A 19487-nucleotide genomic window follows, 5' to 3' on the forward strand; every position below is an offset into this window, starting at 1 on the left:
GTGAGCCGGGTCAGCCAGATCCTCTCGCTGTTCGACCCGGCGACCCCCGAACTGACCGCCGGGGAGGTCGCCGAACGGCTGGGCCTCAACCGCACCACGGCGTACCGGTACTGCACCTCGCTCGTCGCGGCCGGCCTGCTGGAACGCAGCGCCGACGGCGGGTACGTGCCCGGCGGGCTGCTGCTGCAGCTCGGCGCGTTCGCGATCGGGCACCGCCGGGTCGTCAACCTCGCGCCACGGCACATGCAGGCGCTCTCGCGCGCGACGCAGACCAGCGTCGTGCTCAGCCTCTGGGGCCTCACCGGCCCGGTGGTCTCACGGGTCGAGGAGAACGCCTCGACCATCGTCATCGTGTCCGTGCGGGTCGGCAGCCACCTGCCGCTGGACACCGCGCAGAGCAAGGTGTTCCTCGCCTACCACGCCGACCAGCTGTCGATGGAACGCCTGATCGGCACCCTGTCCGGCCCGGCGCGCGACGAGCTGCGCGCGGACGTCGAACGCGTGCGCGCGGCCGGCCACTGCTCCGCGATGAGCACGCCCGGCATCGTCGCGGTGGCCGCGCCGGTCTTCGACGAGTACGGCATCTGCGCCACGATCGCGATCGTGGGCCCGGACAACACCCTGTCGATGGGCGACGACACGCCCGAGCTGCGGGTCGTGGTCGACACCGCGCGCGAGCTCACCCACGAGCTGGGCGGGCACTACCGCCCCGACGACGGCCGGCGGGCGGTGCAGGGCAGCGGGTTCGAACGTCGCGAATGACTCATTCGGGACGCCCGAGGTCCCGAATGAGTCATTCGCAGCACCCGGCGGAACCCGGCCCGGTCGCCCGGGGCCCGCCTGCGCGAGCCTCGACCGCCTCCCTCCACTCAGGACAGTGCGGGGATCGTGCTGTCGTCGGACATGTCGACGTCCTTGGTCTCCGGGCCGAGGAAGCCGCCGAGGCTGATCAGCAGGCCGGCCAGCACGAGCAGGACACCGGGAGCCAGGTGCGCGGGCATGACCCCGTCGAACCGCTGCAGGTAGAACTGGTAGAACGCCGGGGCGATCAGCGCGAGGCTGTAGCCCACGCCGTAGCCGGTCGAGCGGATGCTCGCCGGGAACCGCTCGGTCAGGTACGCCGCGATCGGGCCGAACGTGCCGACGGTGAACACCCCGATGAGCACGCCGAAGCCGAGCGCCGCGCCGAAGCCGCCGTTCGAGGCCATCAGCAGCGTGTAGGAACCCGCGCCGACCACGACCATCGACAGGCCGTAGCCGATGTAGAACCGCCGCCGGCCGATGCGCTGGGACAGCACCCCGAACACCGGGTAGGACAGCGCGGCGGCCGCGTTGATGACGAGCATGGTCATGGTGACCTCCTTGCTCGACAGGTCCAGGTGGGCCTTCAGCTGCGCCGGCGTCACGGCGGCTTCCATGTTGGTCGCGAGCCACGTGCCGGTCATCAGGATGAACACCTGGCCCAGCGCCCGGGGGTACTTCTTCAGCAGCCGGACGAACGGCAGCTTGTGCTTCTCGCCGGTCAGCTCGGCCGGCGGCTCGTGGACCTGCTTGAGGTAGTAGCGGAACAGCACGGCCGCCAGCGCCGCGCCGACGAAGAACGGGATCCGCCAGCCCCACTGGACGTACGCGCTGTGCAGGCCGGCGGACGGCAGCAGCTGCAGCATCAGCAGCGTGATCGCGGCGATCACCGCGTACGCGGCGGGCGAGGTCGACGTGATGATCGAGGCGTAGAGGCCGCGCTTGTGCTTCGGGCTCCACTCCATCGCCAGCGGCACCGCCGTCGTGTACTCGCCGCCGAGGAAGATCCCGTCGACGAACCGCAGGGCGATGAGGGTGCCGACCGACCACATCCCGATCGTCTCGTGCCCGGGCAGGCACGCGGTCAGCAGCGTGATGGTGCCGAACCCGCCGACCGCGACCAGCGTCGTCCGCTTGCGCCCGACCGTGTCGGCGAAGTGACCGAAGATGATCGCGCCGAGCGGGCGGCCGATCAGCGTCGACGCGAACACCAGGGACGCCAGCAGCGCGGTCGTGCTCGCACCGAGGTTCGCCGCCTGGAAGTACGCCGCCGCCGGGGCCAGCACGACGATCGGCAGGTAGATGTCGAACTGGTCGACGAAGTAGGCGAGCGTCCCGCCGCGGATCGCGGCACGCACCTTGGTCGCGTCCGGGCCGTGCGGGGTACCGGGACGGGCGGCCGTTCCCGCGGTGCTGGGCGGTGTGGACATCGGCGTCCTCCGTTGCTCCGAACCGAGTGTTCACAAAGTGAACGCCAGCCACTCTAAATATGCGCCGTTCGATACACAAGGGCGGTCACAGGGTTGACAGGCGGTCTTATAGTGAACTTTGACTTCATAATGCGAACGGAAGGCCGCTCATGAGCCCGCGCCCCGCCATCGCCTCCGTCCTGGACGGCCTGGTCGACATGCACGTCCACTCCGGTCCCAGCCCGTTCCCCCGGCGGTTCGACCACGTCGAGGCCGCGCGGGACGGCGCCCGGATCGGGATGCGCGCCATGGTCGCCAAGTCCCACCACCACAACACCCAGATGGACGTCCTCGCGATGCAGGGGCGGCTCGCCGACGTCGAGGCGCAGGTCTTCGGCGGCATCGCGCTCAACAGCACCGTCGGCGGGCTCAACGTCCACGCCGTGCGCATGACGCTGCGCATGGGCGGCAAGGTGGTCTGGTTCCCGACCATCTCCTCCGGCCGGCACCTCGACTGCCACCCCGAGGACGGCGCCTTCCCGACCACCACCGTCCCGCTGACGCTGGAGCGCATCGACATCGTCGACGGCGAAGGTGCCCTCAAGCCCGAGGCGATCGAGATCCTCGACGAGATCAAGGAGCAGCAGGCCGTCCTCAACGGCGGGCACATGTACCCCGAGTACATCAAGACGCTGTTCGAGGAGGCACACGAGCGCGGCCTGAAGCGGATGGCCGTCAGCCACCCGGACTTCGTCATCGGCGCCGACCCGGCCCTGTGCCGCGAGCTGATCGAGCTCGGCGCGTTCGTCGAGCACGAGGTCGGCATGTACGACCCCGAAGGCACCCAGAAGTGGGACCCGAAGAACCTGCTGACCTGGATCGAGACGCTCGGCCCGGAGCACACCGTGCTGGCCTCGGACTTCGGCCAGAAGGCGAACCCGAAACCGGTGGACGCCTGGCTGCGGGTGGGCGAAGCGCTGCTCGACCTCGGGCTGCCGGAGAAGGACCTGCGGCGGATGGTCCGGGACAACCCGGCGTACCTGCTGAACCTCGACGCCTGAAAGGACCCGCTCGTGTACGAAAAGGACGATCCCCGCTCGGGTCTGGCCACCGCGGCCCGGCCCGAGAGCGGTGCCGCGATCGCGGCCGCGCAGTACCTCGACCTGGGGGAAACCCCGGTCGTGCGGGCGCAGAACGTCATCCTGATCCACACCGACGCCCGCGACGGCGACGACCTCGACAACGGCACCCTCGAGGGCGAGCTGGCGATCGTCGTCACCGGCGCCTCCCCCGCGTTCACCGTGCTCACCGCCGATGGCGAGACCAAAGTGGACTCCCCCGGGCTCGTCGTGGTCCCGCCCGGCGCGTCGCGGATCAGCGTGCACGGCGACGGGCCGCTGGTCCGGCTGGTCGAGGCGACCGAACCCGCGTGGCGGGAGCGCGTCGCCAACGCGGCGGCCTACGCCGAGGACCACCCACGTGTCGCCTTGCTGGAGCGCTGGCCGGCGCCCGCCGAAGAGCGCGTCCGCTTCTACCCGCTGTCGGAGGTGCCGGACGACCCGAAGCGGTTCGGCCGGATCTTCCGCACCCGGTCGTTCATGGTGAACTTCCTGCCGCTGCAGGACGGCCCGCGCGACCCGCGCAAGCTCTCGCCGCACCACCACGACGACTTCGAGCAGCTTTCCCTGGCGGTGCAAGGGGAATACGTGCACCACATCCGCACGCCGTGGCTGCCCGACAGCACCACCTGGCGCGAGGACGAGCACGTCCGGATCGGCAGCCCGTCGGTCACGATCATCCCGCCGCCGACCGTGCACACCTCCGCGGCGAGCGACCCGGGCGTGAACCAGCTGATCGACATCTTCAGCCCGCCGCGGGTGGACTTCTCGGAGAAACCCGGCTGGGTCCTCAACGCCGACGACTACCCGATGCCGTGAGCGCGCGCACCGGAGGCGGGCTGTTCACCCGCTCGCACACCCCCGTGGGCACCTGGCTGAAGATCGCCTCGACCGAGCCGGCCGAGATCATGGCGTTCGCCGGGTTCGACTTCGTCGTCATCGACCTGGAACACGCGCCGCTGGACCTGGTGACGGCGTACCGGCTGATCAACACCGCGGCGGCGCTCGGCATGACGCCGCTGGTGCGGGTGCCGGACAAGACGCCGTCGACGATCCAGAAGATCCTCGACGCGGGCGCGCGGGGCATCCTCGTGCCCCATGTGGACACCGTCGAAGAGGCCGCGGCCGTCGGGCGGGCGTGCCGGTTCCCGCCCCACGGCGTCCGCGGCGCCGGCGGCACCAGCCGGGCGGGATCGTGGGGCTTGCGCCCGAACGCGGAGTACCTCGCGGAAGGCAACGACGACGTCCTGTGCATCCCGCAGCTGGAAAGCGTCGAGGCCATCAAGGCCGCGCCGGAGATGCTCGCGCTGGACACGGTGGACGCGGTGTTCGTCGGGGCGGCGGACCTGTCGATGTCGATGGGTTCGACGCCCGCGTCGCCGGACGTGCTCGACCTGATCGCCTCGGCGATCGCGGCCGCGCACGACGCCGGCAAGAAGTGCGGGCTCGCGTTCGGCGGCGTGCCGGAGAAGGCCGCGCGGGCGGTGCGCGACGGCTGCGACTTCGTCCTGCTCGGCAACGACACGACGATGCTGGCCGAGGCCGCTCGCAGCCTGGTCACGGCCTTCCGGGAAGCGACTTCATGACGCTTTCGCTGCCGCGCACGGCGTTGTCGATCGCCGAGCTCGACGACCTCGATCACGACGGGGTCGTGCGGTTCGTGCGGGCGCTCGAGGAGTGCGGCCACCGGATGGTCTGGATTCCCGAGGTGAACGGCCGCGAAGCGTTCACGACGGCGGCGCTGGTCCTTTCGGCCACCGAGCGGCTGGTCGTCGGCAACGGCGTCGCGCGGGCGCTGGAGCGCGTACCGAAATCGGCGGGCTCGGCCGCGCGGGACCTCGCCGCCGGCCACCCCGGGCGGTACGTGCTGGGTCTCGGAGTGAGCGGAGCGGTCCGCGAACGCGGGGTCGGACCGCTGCCGTTCCTGCGGGAGTACCTCGACGGCGTCGACCAGGTGGCCGCCGGGGTGCCGAAGGTGCTCGGCGCGTACTCGGAAGGGATCACGCGGCTCGCGGCCGAGCGGACCGACGGGCTGATCACCTTCCTCGTCACGCCGGAGCACACCCGCTGGGCGCGCGAGACGGTCGGCGACCTCTTCCTGTCGGTCGTCCAGTGGGCGGTGGTCGGCCGGTCGCGCGCCGCCGCCCGCGAGGTAGCCCGGGGCCGGCTCGCCTACTACCTGACGCTTCCCCACCAGCTCGCGAAGCTGCAGCGGCTCGGCTTCACCGATGCCGACCTCGCGCCACCGGGGTCCGACCGGCTGGTCGACGCGCTCGTCGCCTGCGGCACGCCTTCGCAAGTCCGGGAAGCGGCGCGAGCGCAGTACGACGCGGGCGCCACCCAGGTCGCGCTGACGCTGGTCGGCCCGCTCGACGACGCGAAACTCGACGCCTACCGCGCCCTCGCCGAACAGGAGAACTGATGCGCCCGGCCGAAAAGGTCATCATCACCACCGCGATCACGGGATCGGTGAACATCCCGTCGCAGAGCCCGCACCTGCCCCTGTCCGCCGACGAGGTCGCCGACGCCGCGCTGGAGGCCATCGACGCGGGCTCGGCGATCGTCCACCTGCACGCCCGCGAACCGGACGGCCGGCCGACGCCCGATCCCGGCGTGTTCGAAAAGATCGTCGGGCGGATCACCGCGGAATCCGATGCCGTCATCAACATCACCACCGGCGGCGCGTCCTCGATGACGATGGACGAACGGCTCGCGGCCGCCTACCGGCTGCGGCCCGAGCTGGCGTCGATGAACATGGGGTCGATGAACTTCGTCTACTCCGGGATCGCCGGCAAGGTGACCGAGTGGAAGCACGAGTGGGAAAGGCCGTACGTGCTCGACACGTACTTGAAGCCGTTCGTGAACACCTTCGACAAGATCGAGCACACGCTGCGGACGCTCGGCGAGTCCGGGACCCGGTTCGAGTACGAGTGCTACGACATCGGGCACCTGTACTCGCTGGCGTACTTCGCCGAACTCGGCCTGGCGAAACCGCCGTTGCTGATCCAGGGCGTGTTCGGGGTCCTCGGCGGGATCGGCGCCGACCACGCGAACCTCGAGCACATGGTGCGGATCGCGGACAAGCTCTTCGGCGACGACTACGCGTTTTCGGCGTTCGCCGCCGGCCGCGACCAGATGAGCTTCAGCACGCACAGCGCGTGGCTCGGCGGGCACGTGCGAGTCGGGCTGGAGGACAGCCTGTGGATCGGCAAGGGACAGCTCGCGGAAAGCAACGCCCAGCAGGTCCGCAAGATCCGGGCGGTGGTGGAGGACCTCGGCAAAACCGTCGCCACACCCGCCGACGCCCGCGCGCTGCTGGCACTCCGTGGAGGGAACGCATGAGCCTGCTGACGGACAAGGTGATCCTGGTCGTCGGGGCCAGTTCGGGCATCGGGGCGGACGCGGCGCGCGTGTTCGCCGCGGACGGTGCTTCGGTGATGCTGGTGGCCCGGCACGAAGAGCCGCTGGCGAAACTGGCCGCCGAACTCGACGGCCACGACGTCGCCTACACGACGGGCGATGTTTCTTCGGCCGCCGACGTGGCCGCGTTCGTGTCGGCGACGGTCGCGCGCTTCGGCCGGCTCGACGGCGCGTTCAACAACGCGGCCATGGGCGGCGGCGGGCGGCTCGACCGGGTGTCCGAAGCGGACTTCGACCGGATCATGGCGGTGAACGTGAAGGGCACGTGGCTGTGCCTGCGTGCGGAGGTCGCGGCGATGGAAGGCCGGGGCTCGGGCTCGATCGTGAACGTGAGCAGCATCGGCGGCCTGCGGGGAAGTCCCGGCATGGGCGCCTACCAGGCGACGAAGCACGCGGTGATCGGCCTGACCCGCACGGCCGCCCACGACTTCGGGCCACTGGGCATCCGGGTCAACGCGCTCGCCCCGGGCCCGACGGAGACCCCGATGCTGGACGAGCTGCGCCGCACGATCCCGGGCGGTGTGGAAGCCCGCATCGCGGCGACGCCGTTGCGCAAAGCCGGCACGGGCGCGGAAGTGGGCTCGGCGGCCGCGTTCCTGCTGAGCGACCGGGCCGGCCACCTGAGCGGAGTGGTCCTCCCGGTGGACGGCGGCTTCACGGCCTGACCGGTCCGCCGCACACCGGTGCGCGGCCACCGAGAGCTCGCTCGGGGCGCAGTCCCACGCCGACGAGGTACACCGCCAGCGTCCGCAGGCCCGGAACCCACTGCGCCGCGGCCATGAGCCGGCCCGCCGGCCCCGCCTGCCTCCCGGACCGGAGGGGGCCGGCGAGGTCGGCGTGCATGATCCGCTGCAAGGCCTGCACCAGCAGCAGCGACGGCAACCGGCGCCGCCGGACCCGGGCGAGGTCGGCCCCGCGCACCCCACCCCGCCGGAGCCGCCCGGCCAGCAGGGTCGCCGTCGCGACGGCGTCCTGGACCGCGAGGTTGATGCCCACGCCCCCGACCGGCGACATGGCGTGCGCGGCGTCCCCGATGCACAGCAAGCCCTCGACGTGCCACCGGCGCAGCCGGGTGAGCCGGACATCCAGCAGCTTGACGTCGTCCATCGAGACCAGCTCGCCGACCCGGTCGGCGTACTCCGGGAGGAGTTCGGCGACGTCCCGCCGGAACGCGTCGATGCCACGGGCCCGCAACCGGCCGTCGGTGCCCTTGCGGGCGACGTACCCGATCTGGAAGTAGCCCTCCCGCGGGATGACGATCGCGAACCGTCCCCGCCCCGGCCGCCGGGTCAGCTCGCCGACCTGTTCGCCGTCACGCCGCGAGAGCCGGAACCACCAGGTGTCGAACGGGACGGCGAACTCGGTCACGCCCAGCCCGGCCGCCGCCGGCAGGGCCGAATTCCGGCCGTTGCAGGCCACCGTGAGGTCCGCCCGGAGCTCGCCGTCGACCGCCTCGCTGGTGCGGTAACGGACCCCGGCGACCCGGCCGTCCTCGTGGATCAGCGACGTCACCGCGGTCCCCATGACGAGCCGGAACCCCGGTTCCTCCCGTGCGGCATCGGCCAGCAGGTTCAGCAGGTCCCATTGGGGAACGATGGCGACGTACGGGTGCCGCACGCCCCACCGGCGCAACGCCCCGAAATCCCCGATCCGCCGGACGCCGCCGGCGCCGTCGGGCAGGACCACGTCGGTGATCCGCGTCTGGGGCAACCGCGCGAACCGCTCCCCCAGCCCCAGGTCGTCCAGCAGCTGGAGGGTCGCCGGGTGCACGGTGTCGCCGCGGAAGTCGTGCAGGAAGTCCTCGTGCTTCTCCAGTACCGTGACCTCGACCCCGGCCCTGGCCAGCAGCAGCCCGAGCACCATGCCCGCCGGGCCACCCCCCACGACGCAACACGTCGTCCGTTCCACAGTGCACTCCCCCGTTCCCGCCCCCCACCACCTCTACACCTGGTGGGGCCGGCGGTGGCGCGGACGAGAGTCTTCGGGGCAGCTTTGCCGCACGAACGTTCCGAGCGGGGACTGTTGCGGTGACCGACGATGAGTTCGAAGCCTTCCACGGCCACTGGGCCGAGCCGATGACCGGCCGGTGCCGGTTATCTTCATCGGCAACACCAGCCGCACCGAGCAGGCGGTGCTCGCCTACGCCGAGCCCTCCGCCCGGGCAGACCGCTTCGCCCCGTTCACCTCGCCGGGTACGCCCGATTGAACCGCGGCGGTGCGTACGGCAGGTACCGGCCCGGCACGCCGTCCGCGGCCGCCGCCGCGCGGTTCATCGCCGCCGGTGCGGTGTCGGGCCAGTGGCCCGTTCGCAGGCGGGTCAGCATGCGGTCGATGGCCGCCTGCTGTTCGCCGGTCGTGTACGTGCAGTGCCCCGCCGTCTGCACGGAGGTCTGGCGGAGCAGGGCCGCCTTGCCCGCGCGGGCGGCCAAGGCGCCGTAGGACTGCTGCTGGGCGACCGTCGAGATCTGGTCGCCCGTGCCGTTGACCGTGAGCACCGGGATCCGGAGGTCGCCGGTGAACACGATGCCCCGCTCCAGGTAGCGGACGGCGGTCGGGTCGGCGGACACGCGGGGTGCGGCGGCGAGCCGGCCGAGGTCGGCGCGCAGGTCGAGGCCCGCGCGCTGGTACAGGCGCCGCACGGCGTTCCGCTGGCTCGGTTCGGCCATCGTGAGCTGGTGCGCGTAGTCGACACCGGTGTTCCACGACGGGTTCCCGCCCGCCAGCTGCTCGATCGCCCGCCTGCTGCTGACCGCCTGCCCGACGTACGGCAGCGGACCGCCGGCGAGGGCGAGGAACATCCCCTGCTCGACACCGTCGACGTCGTGGCCGGCCGGGACCGGCGTCGGCGAGCCGTCGGCGGCCAGGCCCCAGCCCGGCAGCTGGCCGATCGCCGCCGCGAGCGCGATCCGGGCCTGGCCCGCCGGGGTCGCCTGCGCCGACGTCACCGCCGAAATCCACCGCTGCTGCGTGCCCGGGACGTCGGCGGGGATGCCGGTCACCGGGAGTTCGGGGAACAGCAGCGTCTTGAGCGTGAAGAGGGTGTCCAGCTTCTGGTTCCACTGCCCCACCGCACCGCCGAGACCGCCGCACATCGGGATCGCCGCGTCGAACCGGCCGGGGTGCACCTGCGCGACGCCGGCGGCGACCATCCCGCCCATCGAGCGGCCTTCGGCGATCGCGTACCGCGGGTGCCCGAACGCCTTTTCGAAGCGTCCCAGGGCTTCCGCCTGGTTGTCGATGGCCTGCGCGATGTTCCAGCCGGTCACCGTGCGGGTGGTGCCGCCCACCGCGTAGCCGCGCTCGACGAGGCTCGCGGTGAGCGCGCTCGTCAGCCCGCCCGCGGCGAAGTCCATGTCCACCAGCACGGTCCCGTTCCACCGGGCGGGCTTCGCGAAGCTGTACGGCGTCCCGTCGGCCAGCTGCCCGCCGACGCAGGTCGCCGTGCCGACGCAGGGTTCCGCCGCGTGTGCGGTGGCCGGCAGTCCGGCGGCGACCACCGTCACCGCGGCCAGGAAAGTGAGTCTGGGCCTCATGATGAGCGCTCCTGTCAGAAGTTCTTGGCGGTGACGGTCCAGCCGGGGGTGGCGCACAGACCACAGCCGGCACCGAGGAAGTAGCCGCGTGCGTCGCGGTTGCCGCCGAGGGTGAAGTCGAACCAGTTGACGAACACGCGAACGGCCTCTTCGCGGACGCTCGGGTCCGGGTTGCCGGTGCGCTGACCGTAGACGAACCCGGTGTGGCCGGCGGCCGGGTTGGTGGCGCGGACGGCGGGCACGGTGACCAGGTCGTAGTTCTCGCCGCTGTTGGCGTAGGCGACGTCGTCCGGGCCGCCGTCGACGAACATCGTGGGCGTGTGCAGGTTCCGGAGGTGCTCGCGGCCGTAGCCGAGCGTGCCGTCGGCGAAGAAGCCGCTGTCCAGCGACAGCACCGACTTCACCCGCGGGTCCGCGCCGGCGACCAGCGCTTCGATGCCGCCGCACGAATGGCCCGTGACGCCGACGCGCCGCGGGTCGAGCCGGTCGCGCAGGGCGCTGCCCCGGCGGCCGTTCTCCCGTTCGGCCCAGGTGATCGCGTCGGTGATCACCTTCGGGTCCGGGCTGCCGTTCTCGGTCAGGGCGGGCTCGTCGAACCCGCCGACGGCCACGACGACGAACCCGTGCGCGGCGAGCAGCGTCTCGAGGGTCAGCAGCTCGTCGTTGCTCGTGTGCCGGCACGCACCGTTGCCGAAGACGACCACCGGCAGGCGGCCGTGCACCCGGTCCAGGTCCGCGGGCCGGTAGACGGTGTACTCGGCGGCGTAGTCCCCGGTCCGGGCCGCGGCTTCGCGGACGACGGGGTGGAACACCGCGGACGCGGGTGGCGCGGGCGGAGCCGCGACCCCGGCCTCGGGGGAACCGGGGACGACGATCGCCGCGGTCACCGCGAGCAGCGCCGTCGCCGCGGCGACGAGGGCCGGTTTGAGCAATGCCATCGGAAGTCCTCTCACCGTGGGGTGGCCGCGTTGAAGACCGGCTTCGGCACCGAGACCTGGTTGAGCCCCCAGCGGGACATGATCCCGACGTACGTGCCGTCCGCGAAGAGCTCTTCGAACACCTTCTGCAGCACCGGGCCGAGTCCGGACGCCTTGGGGGTGTACAACGCCAGGTCGTCCTTGACCGCCCCCTGCGCTTCGGTCTGCGTGACGTACTTGTTCCCGCCCTGCCGCTGCGTGACGTCGATCGCCGCGGCCTCGGTCATCCCCGCGGCGTCCGCGCGGCCCGAACGGGTGGCCAGCAGCGTCGCGTTCGTGTCGTCGAGGCCGACGGTCTGCGTCGGCTTCCGTTTGGTGTCCGTGCAGAACCGGGACAATTTGTTCAGCTGGTCTTCGACGACGCTCGCGGTCACCACCGCGATGCGCTTGCCGCACAGGTCTTCGACCCGCGCGATCCCGGCCGTCGAATCGGTGGGGTACACGTAGGCGGTGCGGGTGGTCATCCAGGTGATCGTGTCGAACTGCTTCTCGCGCTCGGCGGTCGCCTTGACCGGGCCGTTGAACGCGTCGTACCGGCCGGCCTGCATGCCCTGGAGCGCGGCCGGGAGCCCGGCGACGACGACGGTCCGGGTGCGGACGCCGAGGACCTGGCCGATCGCGGCCTGGAAGTCGGCGTCGATCCCGGTGACCGTGCCGTCCGGCGCGACCGTGCGGTAGGGCGGGTGGGAGTCGCCGGCGAACCGGAGCTCGCCGGCGTCCTTGATCGCCTGCGGCAGCGCGTCGTGCAGGGACTGCACCACCGGGAGGTTCGTTCCGGTGGCCAGGCCCGGGGAATCGGTGCCGACCGTGCACCCGGCGACGGCCAGCCCGAGGGCAGCGGTCACGAGGATCGCACTTCGGCTTCGTCGGCGAAGTGGAGATCGCACATTTCTCCTTCCGGACGGTCAGGTCAGGTCGTCGAGCCACGCGGTCATCCGCGCGGTCAGGTCGTCCCCGGTACGGGCGTCGACGTTGTCCGCGGGCAGTTCCAGCACGGGGATGCCCGCCGCGCGCAGGGCGCGGGTGGTGAAGTAGCTGCCGCGCGCGTCGTCGGAGACGAGGTGCACCACGCCGTCGACGCCGTGGTGGCGCGCTTCCTTGACGTACCACTCCGCCGACCACGGCGGGGTGTAGAGCTGATCGCTGAACGCGGCGAAGCGGGCGGCCAGCGCCCGCAGCGGGTCGTCGCCGTAGCGCAGGTAGCCGTCGGCGGCGATGGCCAGGTACATCGACCACACGAAGACCGCGCCGTGCGACTCCTGGAACCGGCGGTAGAAGTCGAGGTCGAACCACAGCCCGCGGCCGATCCACATCAGCCGCAACCGCTCGTCCGGGCACACCGCGACACCGGCGTCGATCCGGTCGCGGACCTCGTCGTGGAACGCCCGCGCCGCATCGCGCGCCCACTCGGTGCCGCGGTGCCACTGGGGCACCATGACGCTGGGGATGCCGTCGGTGACGGCGATCGGGCACGGCCGGGCGGCGGCGATCAGGTCGCGGGTGCGGCGGTTCCACTCCTGCTGCTCGTTGACCAGGTCCAGGACCTCGCGGAACCGGGTCTCGGAGAACACCCGGCCGGTGGTCTGCTCGAGGAACCGGATGAGCCCGGTCAGCTCGCCGGTCAGCAGGTCGAGGCGGTCACTACCGATCGCCTCTTCCCAGCGGTGCGGCATCAGCTCCCACCACCGCTCCGGGACCGCGTTCTCCGCCGCGCTTTCCAGCGGGTAGTACGTGACGCCGGGACGGGAGTCCCAGACGTCGAAGATCTTGCGGGACGCGTCGCCGGTGGTCTCGCCGAGCACGATCGACGGCGTCGGCAGGCCACCCCAGGGCGCCTGACCGGGGTCGTCTTCGAACGCCGACGCCAGCGAGGTGGCGCTGTACTGCTCGATGTAGTCGGGGTAGCCGCGCTCGCGCAGCAGGCCGAGGTAGCGCTGCGTCTGCCGTTTCGCGGCGACGATCGAAGCCCACCACTGGTTGACGACGTACGGGATGTCCATCGCCCGGAAGATCTCCTGGGGTGCGTCCGCGTTGACCAGCGCCAGCGGGCCGCCCTCTGCACGCACCCGGGCGAACCACTCGCGCTGGTAGGCGGTCGCCGTGGTCGCCGACGCCAGCCGTGCGGTCATGCCGCCGCTCCCGCCGGCGCCAGGGCGGCCAGCGCTTCCGCGGTCAGCTCGCCGTACGGCTGACGCTCGGCCAGGATCGCCGGCAGTCCGGTCGCGGCCCGCTGCTCCGGGAAGTCCCACGGCGGCGCGTCGTCGTGCACCCGCACGTAGGAGAACAGGACCTCGGCACCGCAGGCGCGGGCAGCCGCGGCCGTGTGCGCCGCACGCTGCCGGATCGAGGCGCGGGGTGCCGACGGGCCGTTGTACTGGTAACGCTCGGCCAGCGCGAGTTCCGTCGGCGCCGCGCAGGTGCGCGCGAAGAGCAGCTCGCCCCAGTCGTGGTCCTCCCCGGCGACGAGGAAGCCGTTGCGCTCCAACGTTTCGTACACCTCCGTGCCGTCGTGGGAACTCCCGGTGAGGAACAGCCGCACCCCGTCGACCTCGCGCGGCTCGGCCAGTACTCGATCGACCAGCGCGATGGCGTCGGTGACCGGCACCGCGGTGGTCGCGGCGACGGTTTCGAGGAACCGCGTGCCGCTGAGCCGGTTCGCCCGGCGCAGGGCGGCGAGCCGGCCCAGCGACCGCCGGAGGCTGTCGTGCGCGGTGATCGCCTCGGCGAGGTCGTCGTCGCCGATCGGCCGCCAGCGGCCGAGCCAGGCCCGCAGCCGGGCGATCTTCGCGTGGACGTACCGGGTGGTCGTGTGGTGCGGCAGGTGCAGCACGTCCACCAGGCGCACCGGCGGCAGCCCCAGCGCCGGCTCGATCCGGTGCAGCTCCCGCAGCGCGTAGAACAGGCGCAGCGACGCTTCGCAGTCGCGGGAGACGACGATGGCTTCGAGCGGGCCGTAGCCGTCGGTGAGGATCCGCGTCAGGACCGACCGGGCGACCGGGTCGACGCCGCGCCCGAGGTAGCGGTCGCCGAGGGTGCTGTCCTGGCCGGGCTTCCCGGTCAGCCGCAGCGGACGCAGGCCCGCCGCGGTGATCAGCTCGACCGGGACGTCGGCACCGACGTACCCCACGGTGCTCAAATGACCGCCTCCGCGACCAGGTCCGCCAGCTGCTCCTCGGTGTAGCCGAGCAGCTCGCGGTAGACGTGCTCGTTGTGCTCCCCCAGGCCGGGCGCCGGCCGGTCCAGGGAGACACGGGCCGCGGAGAACCGGATCGGCACCCCGGTCCCGGCCAGGTCGGCGACGTCCCCGTGACGCGGGTGCCGCAGCGGCACGACCTCTTCGCGCGCCAGGACCAGCGGATCCCGCACGGCTTCGCGTGGTTCGCGGACCTCGGCCGCGGGCACGCCTTCGGCGGTGAAGGCCGAGAGGATCTCGGCGAGGGGCCGGACGCGGCACCATTCGCGGATGAGTTCGTGCAGTTCGTCGGCCGCGCGGACACGCTGGTCCCGGGTGCGGTACCGGTCGTCCTCGGCCAGCTCCGGCCGGCCGATCGCGCGCAGCACGCCGTGGGCGAAGGCGTCGGTCGGGGCGCACAGCGCGAGGTGACCGTCCAGAGCCGGCAGGATCCCGAACGGCGCCAGCCGCGGCACCATCGCGCCCGTGCGCTGCGGCAGGCCGACCGCGTCGAAGGCGTCGAACGGCTCGCAGGCGACCAGCGAGGTCAGCGCGCCGAGCATCGACACGTCGACATGTTGCCCCTCGCCGGTGTGCTCGGCCTGCAGCAGCGCCGACACCGTGCCGACCACGGCGAACAGCGGCGCGAGGAGGTCGCCGATCGGGAGGCCGAACCGCACCGGGCCCTCGTCGGGCTCCCCCGCGGTCAGCATCACCCCGCTGAGCGCCTGGATGATCGAATCCATCGCCTTGCCCGAACCCGGGCCGCCCTGGGCCCCGAACCCGCTGATCGAGGTGTAGACGAGCCGCGGGTTGATCTCCTTGACGTGGTCGTAGGAAATGCCCAGCCGGTCGGTGACCCCCGGGCTGTAGTTCTCGACCAGCACGTCGGCGTCGCGGACGAGGTCGGTGAACACCGCCCGCGACCGGGGGTTCTTCAGGTCCAGGGTGACGCTGAGCTTGTTGCGGCCGCGCAGCAGCATCGACACCGACAGGTCGTCGTCGTGCCGCCGGGCGAGGTTGAGCCCGTCGCGGCCGACGTAGGGCGCGTTGTTGCGGGAAGAGTCCCCGCCGGTGGCGGGGTTTTCGACCTTGATCACGGTCGCGCCGAGCCCGGCGAGCAGCAGGGTCGCGTACGGCCCGGCGAGCGCGGTGGTCAGGTCGATGACGGTGCGGCCGGCCAGTGGCTGGTCGGTCATGAAGGGACCCCCTCGGTGAGATCGACGAGCACTTCGCTGCCGCGCGTGGTGAACCGGGCGCCCAGCCGGGCCCCGCGGGTGATGTCCTCGACGTACTTGGTGACGGCCTCGCCTTGCGGCGTGCCGCCGACCGGCACCGGACGTCCCTGGTCGTCGATCCAGCACGGCACGAACCCGGCTTCGCGCAGCCCGGTCTCGTCGAAGCGGCAGAAGGCGATGGCGGTGTTGCGGCTTTCCGGGTGGAACGGGAAGAACGGCATGTCCGGGTCGGGCGCGAAGCCGTAGAGCTTCGTGCGCCGTTCGGCCCACGCGCGCAGCTCGTCGGCGCCGACCCCGGCTCCCGGTGTCAGGGCGTGGGTGACGGTGGCGAAGTTGCCGAGCCCGTGGAAGATCGGCCGTCCCCGGTGGACTTCGATGCCGCGCATGATGTGCGGGTGGTGGGAGAACACGGCGTCGGCGCCGGCGTCGACCGCCGCGTGGGCGACCGGGCGCTCGTACATCGCGACCTCGACCGGGGTGTGCCCGACGCCCTTGTGCAGCGAGACGAGCACGACGTCGGCCTCGGCCCGCAGGCGGCGGACGTCGCCGGCCATCGCGTCCAGGCTGTCCGGGTCGGCGAAGGTGTAGATCTTCGGCGGCCCGCCCGGGCTGGCGTGGTCCAGCTCGTAGTGGGTGAGCACGTGCACGTACGCGCAGCCGGGCTTGCGGGAGCCGGCCCAGGATTCCCGCGGGCCGACGCAGTTGTACGACAGCACGCCGATCCGCAGGCCGCCGCGTTCGACGATCGCCGGACGCCGAGCCTGGGCGAGGTCCGGACCGGCACCGGCCGTCTCCATCCCCGCCGCACGGGAGTAGGCGATGGTGTCGGCCAGTCCCCCGGCCCCGGCGTCGAGGACGTGGTTGCCCGCCAGCGTGACGACCGCGAACCCGGCCCCGGCCACCGCTTTCAGCGCCGCCGGGTCCGCGGGCGGCGCGGGCACGTCGGTGCTCTGCTGGACCGCGGTGGTGGAGTGCGGGACCTCGACGTGGCCGATGGCCAGGTCCATCCCCTGCAGCACCGGCGCGGCCGGGGCGAGGAAGAACTCCGGATCGGGCTCGTCCAGGATGAGGTCGCCGACGGCGCCGACAGTGATCACGAGACACCTTCCGTTTCGGACAGATGGCGGGACAGGAAGGCACGCAGCCGCTCGGTCCGGGGCCGCGCGAACAGCTCGCCCGGCGGGCCCTCCTCGACGATCCGGCCCGCTTCCATGAAGACGCACCGGTCGGCGACCTCGCGCGCGAAGGTCATCTCGTGGGTGACGACGACCATCGTGGTCCCCGCCGCGGCGAGGCTCCGCAGCACGGCGAGGACTTCGTCGACCAGTTCGGGGTCGAGGGCGCTGGTCGGTTCGTCGAACAGCATGATCCGCGGCCGGACCAGCACCGCGCGGGCGATGGCGACGCGCTGCTGCTGCCCGCCCGAAAGCTGCCGCGGGTAGTGGTCCTCGCGCCCGGCCAGGCCGATGCGCTCCAGCAGCTCCCGGGCCTCCCGCTCCACAGTGGACCGATCGCGGCCGTGGACGCGGATCGCCGCGTCGGTCACGTTGCGCAGCACGGTGAACTGCGGGAAGAGGTTGAACTGCTGGAAGACCATGCTCATCCGGCGGCGCTGGGCGGCGATCCGCCGCTCGGTCAGCGGCCGCAGCCCGGCCGGCGACCGCCGGTGCCCCAGCAGTTCGCCGTCGAGGTACATCGCCCCGCCGTCGATGGGCTCCAGCTGGTGGGCGCAGCGGACGAGCGTCGACTTCCCGGACCCGGACGGCCCGATGACGACGACCACCTCGCCTTCGTGCACGTCGAGGTGGACGCCGTCGAGCGCGTGCACCGGCCCGAACTCCTTGCGGACGTCGCTGATCCGCAGCACCGGCGCGGTCATCGGACGTCCCGGTGGCCGCGGGAGAACCGGCGTTCCAGGCGGCGCTGCCCGGCCGTCAGGAGGGTGACCACGACCAGGTACCAGAAGCAGGCCACCAGCAGCATCGGCACGATCTCGTAGGTGCGGTTGTAGATGACCTGGACCGAGTGCAGCAGATCCGACATCGCGATGACCGACACGAGCGCGGTGCCCTTGAGCACGTTGATGAACTGGCTGCCCGCGGGCGGGATGATCACGCGCATCGCCTGCGGGAGCACGATCCGCAGCAGCGTCTGGGCCGGCGGGTACCCCATCGCGCGGGCCGCGTCGCGCTGGCCGGGGTCCACCGAGGACACCCCGGCGCGGAAGATCTCCGCCAGGTACGCGGATTCGACCAGCGACAGGCCGATCACCGCGGCCGTCAGCGGCGTGATCACGCTGTTGGCGTCCCACGTCCCGAACACCGGGCCGAACGGGATGCCGATCGAGAGCTTCGGCAGCAGGTAGGCGAGGTTGAACCAGAAGATCAGCTGCACCAGGGGCGGGATGCCGCGGAAGAGGCCCACCCACAGCGTCGCCACCCACCGGGCGGGCCCGAACCCGCTCAGCTGCATCGCCGCGACCACCCCGCCGACCAGCGACCCCAGCACCATCGCCGCGACCGCGAGCAGCACCGTGGTGCCCAGGCCCGCCAGCACGCTCTTCTCGAAGAGGTACTTCGCGACGACGTCCCACTGGAACCGGGAGTTGCCGACCAGGAAGACGGCCAGCTGGGCGAGCACCACGACCAGCACGAGCACGAACAGCCAGCGCAGCGGGCGGAACCGGCCGCGGGCCTCGGCGACGTCGTCGGGCGCGGTCGCCGTCTCCTCCACCGTGGACATGGTGGTCATTTCGCCGACGCCGCGTCGAAGATCGGCTGCGGGACCGTGACGTCGTCGAGGCCCCACTGGTGCATGATCCGCGTGTAGGTGCCGTTGCGGAACAGCTCCTCGAAGGCCTTCTGCAGCACCGGCCCGAGCTTGCCGGCCTTCGGGGTGTACAGCGCGAGGTTGTCCTTCGTGGCGCCCTGCTCCTCGGTCTGCGTCACGTACTCGTACTGGCCCTTCTGCTGGGTGGTCACGTCGATCGCGGCCGCCTGGGTCATCCCGGCCGCGTCGGCCCGGCCGGACTTCGCGGCCAGCAGGGTCGCGTTGGTGTCGTCCAGCCCGACCACCTGCACGGCCGGCTTCTTCGCGCCTTCGCAGAACTTGGACAGCTTGGCGAGCTGGTCCTCCACGACGCTCGCGGTGACGACCGCGACGCGCTTCCCGCACAGGTCGGCGGTCTGCTTGACACCGGCGGCGGAGCCCTGCGGGATCACGTAGGAGGTCCGGGTGGTCATCCACGTGACGGTGTCGAACTGCTTCTCGCGTTCGGCGGTGGCCTTGACCGGCCCGTTGAAGGCTTCGTAGCGGCCGCTGAGCATGCCCTGCAGCGCGGCCGGGAGCCCGCTGACGATGGTGGTTTCCGTGCGCACGCCCAGGAGCTGGCCGAGCGCCTGCTGGAAGTCGTGGTCGATGCCGGTGACGGTCTTCCCGTCCGGGCCGACGGTCCGGTACGGCGGGTGGGAGTCGCCGGCGAACCGGAGCACCCCCGAGTCCTTGACCGCCTGCGGCAGCTGGTCGTGCAGCGCCTGGTCCGTGGTCAGGGCGGCGGCCGTGGGCGCCGTGGCCGCGCCGTCGTCGACCGTGCACCCGGCCAGGACGAGCCCGGCGGCGGCCACGGCGAGCGAGCTTCGACGCCATTGACGAAGAGAGGAACCCATGTCGTTTTCTTCCTGAGGAAGGCCGTCCGAGCGGGCGGCGCGGGAACCCGGAGGATCAATTGGTTGCTATCTGGGCGCCGATCGTCGCATGATGTGTCGCGTGATTCAACCCCTCGGTTCCGCCGCCCGCGCCGCACTGCCACCATGGACACCC

At 72.0% G+C, this 19487-nt stretch carries 19 protein-coding genes; 7 read left to right on the plus strand and 12 right to left on the minus strand.

Annotated elements, in window-relative coordinates; genetic code table 11:
- On the plus strand, window positions 1-762 hold a 762-nt coding region (locus tag ACWDN5_RS10705), incomplete at its 5' end, for an IclR family transcriptional regulator (RefSeq protein WP_449675986.1).
- A 107-nt stretch (window positions 763-869) separates the two neighbouring features.
- On the opposite strand, the gene ACWDN5_RS10710 is transcribed toward ACWDN5_RS10705, so the two are convergent.
- Complete coding sequence (locus ACWDN5_RS10710) at window positions 870-2231, minus strand: MFS transporter (protein WP_310971925.1); 1362 nt, start codon at window positions 2229-2231, stop codon at window positions 870-872.
- 149 nt (window positions 2232-2380) lie between these two features.
- On the opposite strand from ACWDN5_RS10710, the gene ACWDN5_RS10715 reads away from it, so the two are divergent.
- Genes ACWDN5_RS10715 through ACWDN5_RS10740 form a run of 6 tightly spaced genes read left to right on the plus strand, consistent with a single transcriptional unit; the run spans window position 2381 to window position 7413 of the window.
- Window positions 2381-3271, plus strand: a complete 891-nt coding sequence (locus tag ACWDN5_RS10715) for a DUF6282 family protein (RefSeq protein ID WP_310971924.1) — start codon at window positions 2381-2383, stop codon at window positions 3269-3271.
- Between the two features lie 12 nt (window positions 3272-3283).
- A complete protein-coding gene (locus tag ACWDN5_RS10720; protein ID WP_449675987.1) occupies window positions 3284-4147 on the plus strand; it encodes a hypothetical protein in 864 nt (287 codons plus the stop codon).
- Window positions 4144-4914 carry an HpcH/HpaI aldolase family protein gene (locus tag ACWDN5_RS10725; RefSeq protein WP_310971922.1) on the plus strand — a complete coding sequence of 257 codons (771 nt, stop codon included), beginning with the start codon at window positions 4144-4146 and terminating at the stop codon, window positions 4912-4914. The genes ACWDN5_RS10720 and ACWDN5_RS10725 overlap by 4 nt, the downstream gene beginning before the upstream one ends.
- Window positions 4911-5750 (plus strand): LLM class flavin-dependent oxidoreductase, encoded by an 840-nt coding sequence (locus tag ACWDN5_RS10730; protein WP_449675988.1) that lies wholly within the window; start codon window positions 4911-4913, stop codon window positions 5748-5750. Before ACWDN5_RS10725 ends, ACWDN5_RS10730 begins: the two co-directional genes overlap by 4 nt.
- On the plus strand, window positions 5750-6670 hold the full coding sequence (locus tag ACWDN5_RS10735; protein ID WP_449675989.1) for a 3-keto-5-aminohexanoate cleavage protein: 921 nt from the start codon (window positions 5750-5752) through the stop codon (window positions 6668-6670). The genes ACWDN5_RS10730 and ACWDN5_RS10735 overlap by 1 nt, the downstream gene beginning before the upstream one ends.
- Window positions 6667-7413, plus strand: coding sequence for an SDR family NAD(P)-dependent oxidoreductase (locus ACWDN5_RS10740; RefSeq protein ID WP_310971919.1), 747 nt, complete (start codon window positions 6667-6669; stop codon window positions 7411-7413). The genes ACWDN5_RS10735 and ACWDN5_RS10740 overlap by 4 nt, the downstream gene beginning before the upstream one ends.
- On the opposite strand, the gene ACWDN5_RS10745 is transcribed toward ACWDN5_RS10740, so the two are convergent.
- The 11 genes from ACWDN5_RS10745 to ACWDN5_RS10795 all read right to left on the minus strand — a co-directional run bounded on the left by ACWDN5_RS10745 (window position 7403) and on the right by ACWDN5_RS10795 (window position 19291).
- The gene (locus ACWDN5_RS10745) at window positions 7403-8656 is read right to left on the minus strand and encodes an FAD-dependent oxidoreductase (protein WP_449675991.1); all 1254 of its coding nucleotides are present in this window, start codon (window positions 8654-8656) and stop codon (window positions 7403-7405) included. The genes ACWDN5_RS10740 and ACWDN5_RS10745 overlap by 11 nt on opposite strands.
- Window positions 8657-8928: 272 nt before the next feature.
- On the minus strand, window positions 8929-10281 hold the full coding sequence (locus ACWDN5_RS10750) for a DUF6351 family protein (protein WP_449675993.1): 1353 nt from the start codon (window positions 10279-10281) through the stop codon (window positions 8929-8931).
- Between the two features lie 14 nt (window positions 10282-10295).
- Window positions 10296-11219: a poly(ethylene terephthalate) hydrolase family protein gene (locus ACWDN5_RS10755; protein WP_310971916.1), complete on the minus strand. Its 924-nt coding sequence runs from the start codon at window positions 11217-11219 to the stop codon at window positions 10296-10298.
- A gap of 11 nt (window positions 11220-11230) precedes the next feature.
- On the minus strand, window positions 11231-12103 hold the full coding sequence (locus ACWDN5_RS10760) for a transporter substrate-binding domain-containing protein (RefSeq protein ID WP_310971915.1): 873 nt from the start codon (window positions 12101-12103) through the stop codon (window positions 11231-11233).
- Window positions 12104-12163: 60 nt separating this feature from the next.
- On the minus strand, window positions 12164-13387 hold the full coding sequence (locus tag ACWDN5_RS10765) for a 2-hydroxyacyl-CoA dehydratase (protein WP_449675995.1): 1224 nt from the start codon (window positions 13385-13387) through the stop codon (window positions 12164-12166).
- Complete coding sequence (locus ACWDN5_RS10770; protein WP_449676068.1) at window positions 13384-14385, minus strand: 2-hydroxyacyl-CoA dehydratase; 1002 nt, start codon at window positions 14383-14385, stop codon at window positions 13384-13386. The genes ACWDN5_RS10765 and ACWDN5_RS10770 overlap by 4 nt, the downstream gene beginning before the upstream one ends.
- 5 nt (window positions 14386-14390) lie before the next feature.
- A complete protein-coding gene (locus tag ACWDN5_RS10775) occupies window positions 14391-15629 on the minus strand; it encodes a CaiB/BaiF CoA transferase family protein (protein WP_310971913.1) in 1239 nt (412 codons plus the stop codon).
- Window positions 15626-16765, minus strand: coding sequence for a CapA family protein (locus ACWDN5_RS10780; RefSeq protein ID WP_449675996.1), 1140 nt, complete (start codon window positions 16763-16765; stop codon window positions 15626-15628). The genes ACWDN5_RS10775 and ACWDN5_RS10780 overlap by 4 nt, the downstream gene beginning before the upstream one ends.
- Window positions 16762-17547, minus strand: coding sequence for an amino acid ABC transporter ATP-binding protein (locus tag ACWDN5_RS10785; RefSeq protein WP_310971911.1), 786 nt, complete (start codon window positions 17545-17547; stop codon window positions 16762-16764). The genes ACWDN5_RS10780 and ACWDN5_RS10785 overlap by 4 nt, the downstream gene beginning before the upstream one ends.
- Complete coding sequence (locus ACWDN5_RS10790; protein WP_310971910.1) at window positions 17544-18410, minus strand: amino acid ABC transporter permease; 867 nt, start codon at window positions 18408-18410, stop codon at window positions 17544-17546. Before ACWDN5_RS10790 ends, ACWDN5_RS10785 begins: the two co-directional genes overlap by 4 nt.
- Before the next feature lie 5 nt (window positions 18411-18415).
- Window positions 18416-19291 carry a transporter substrate-binding domain-containing protein gene (locus tag ACWDN5_RS10795; RefSeq protein WP_449675998.1) on the minus strand — a complete coding sequence of 292 codons (876 nt, stop codon included), beginning with the start codon at window positions 19289-19291 and terminating at the stop codon, window positions 18416-18418.
- Window positions 19292-19487: the final 196 nt, after the last annotated feature.

The organism is Amycolatopsis sp. NPDC003731, assembly GCF_053586895.1.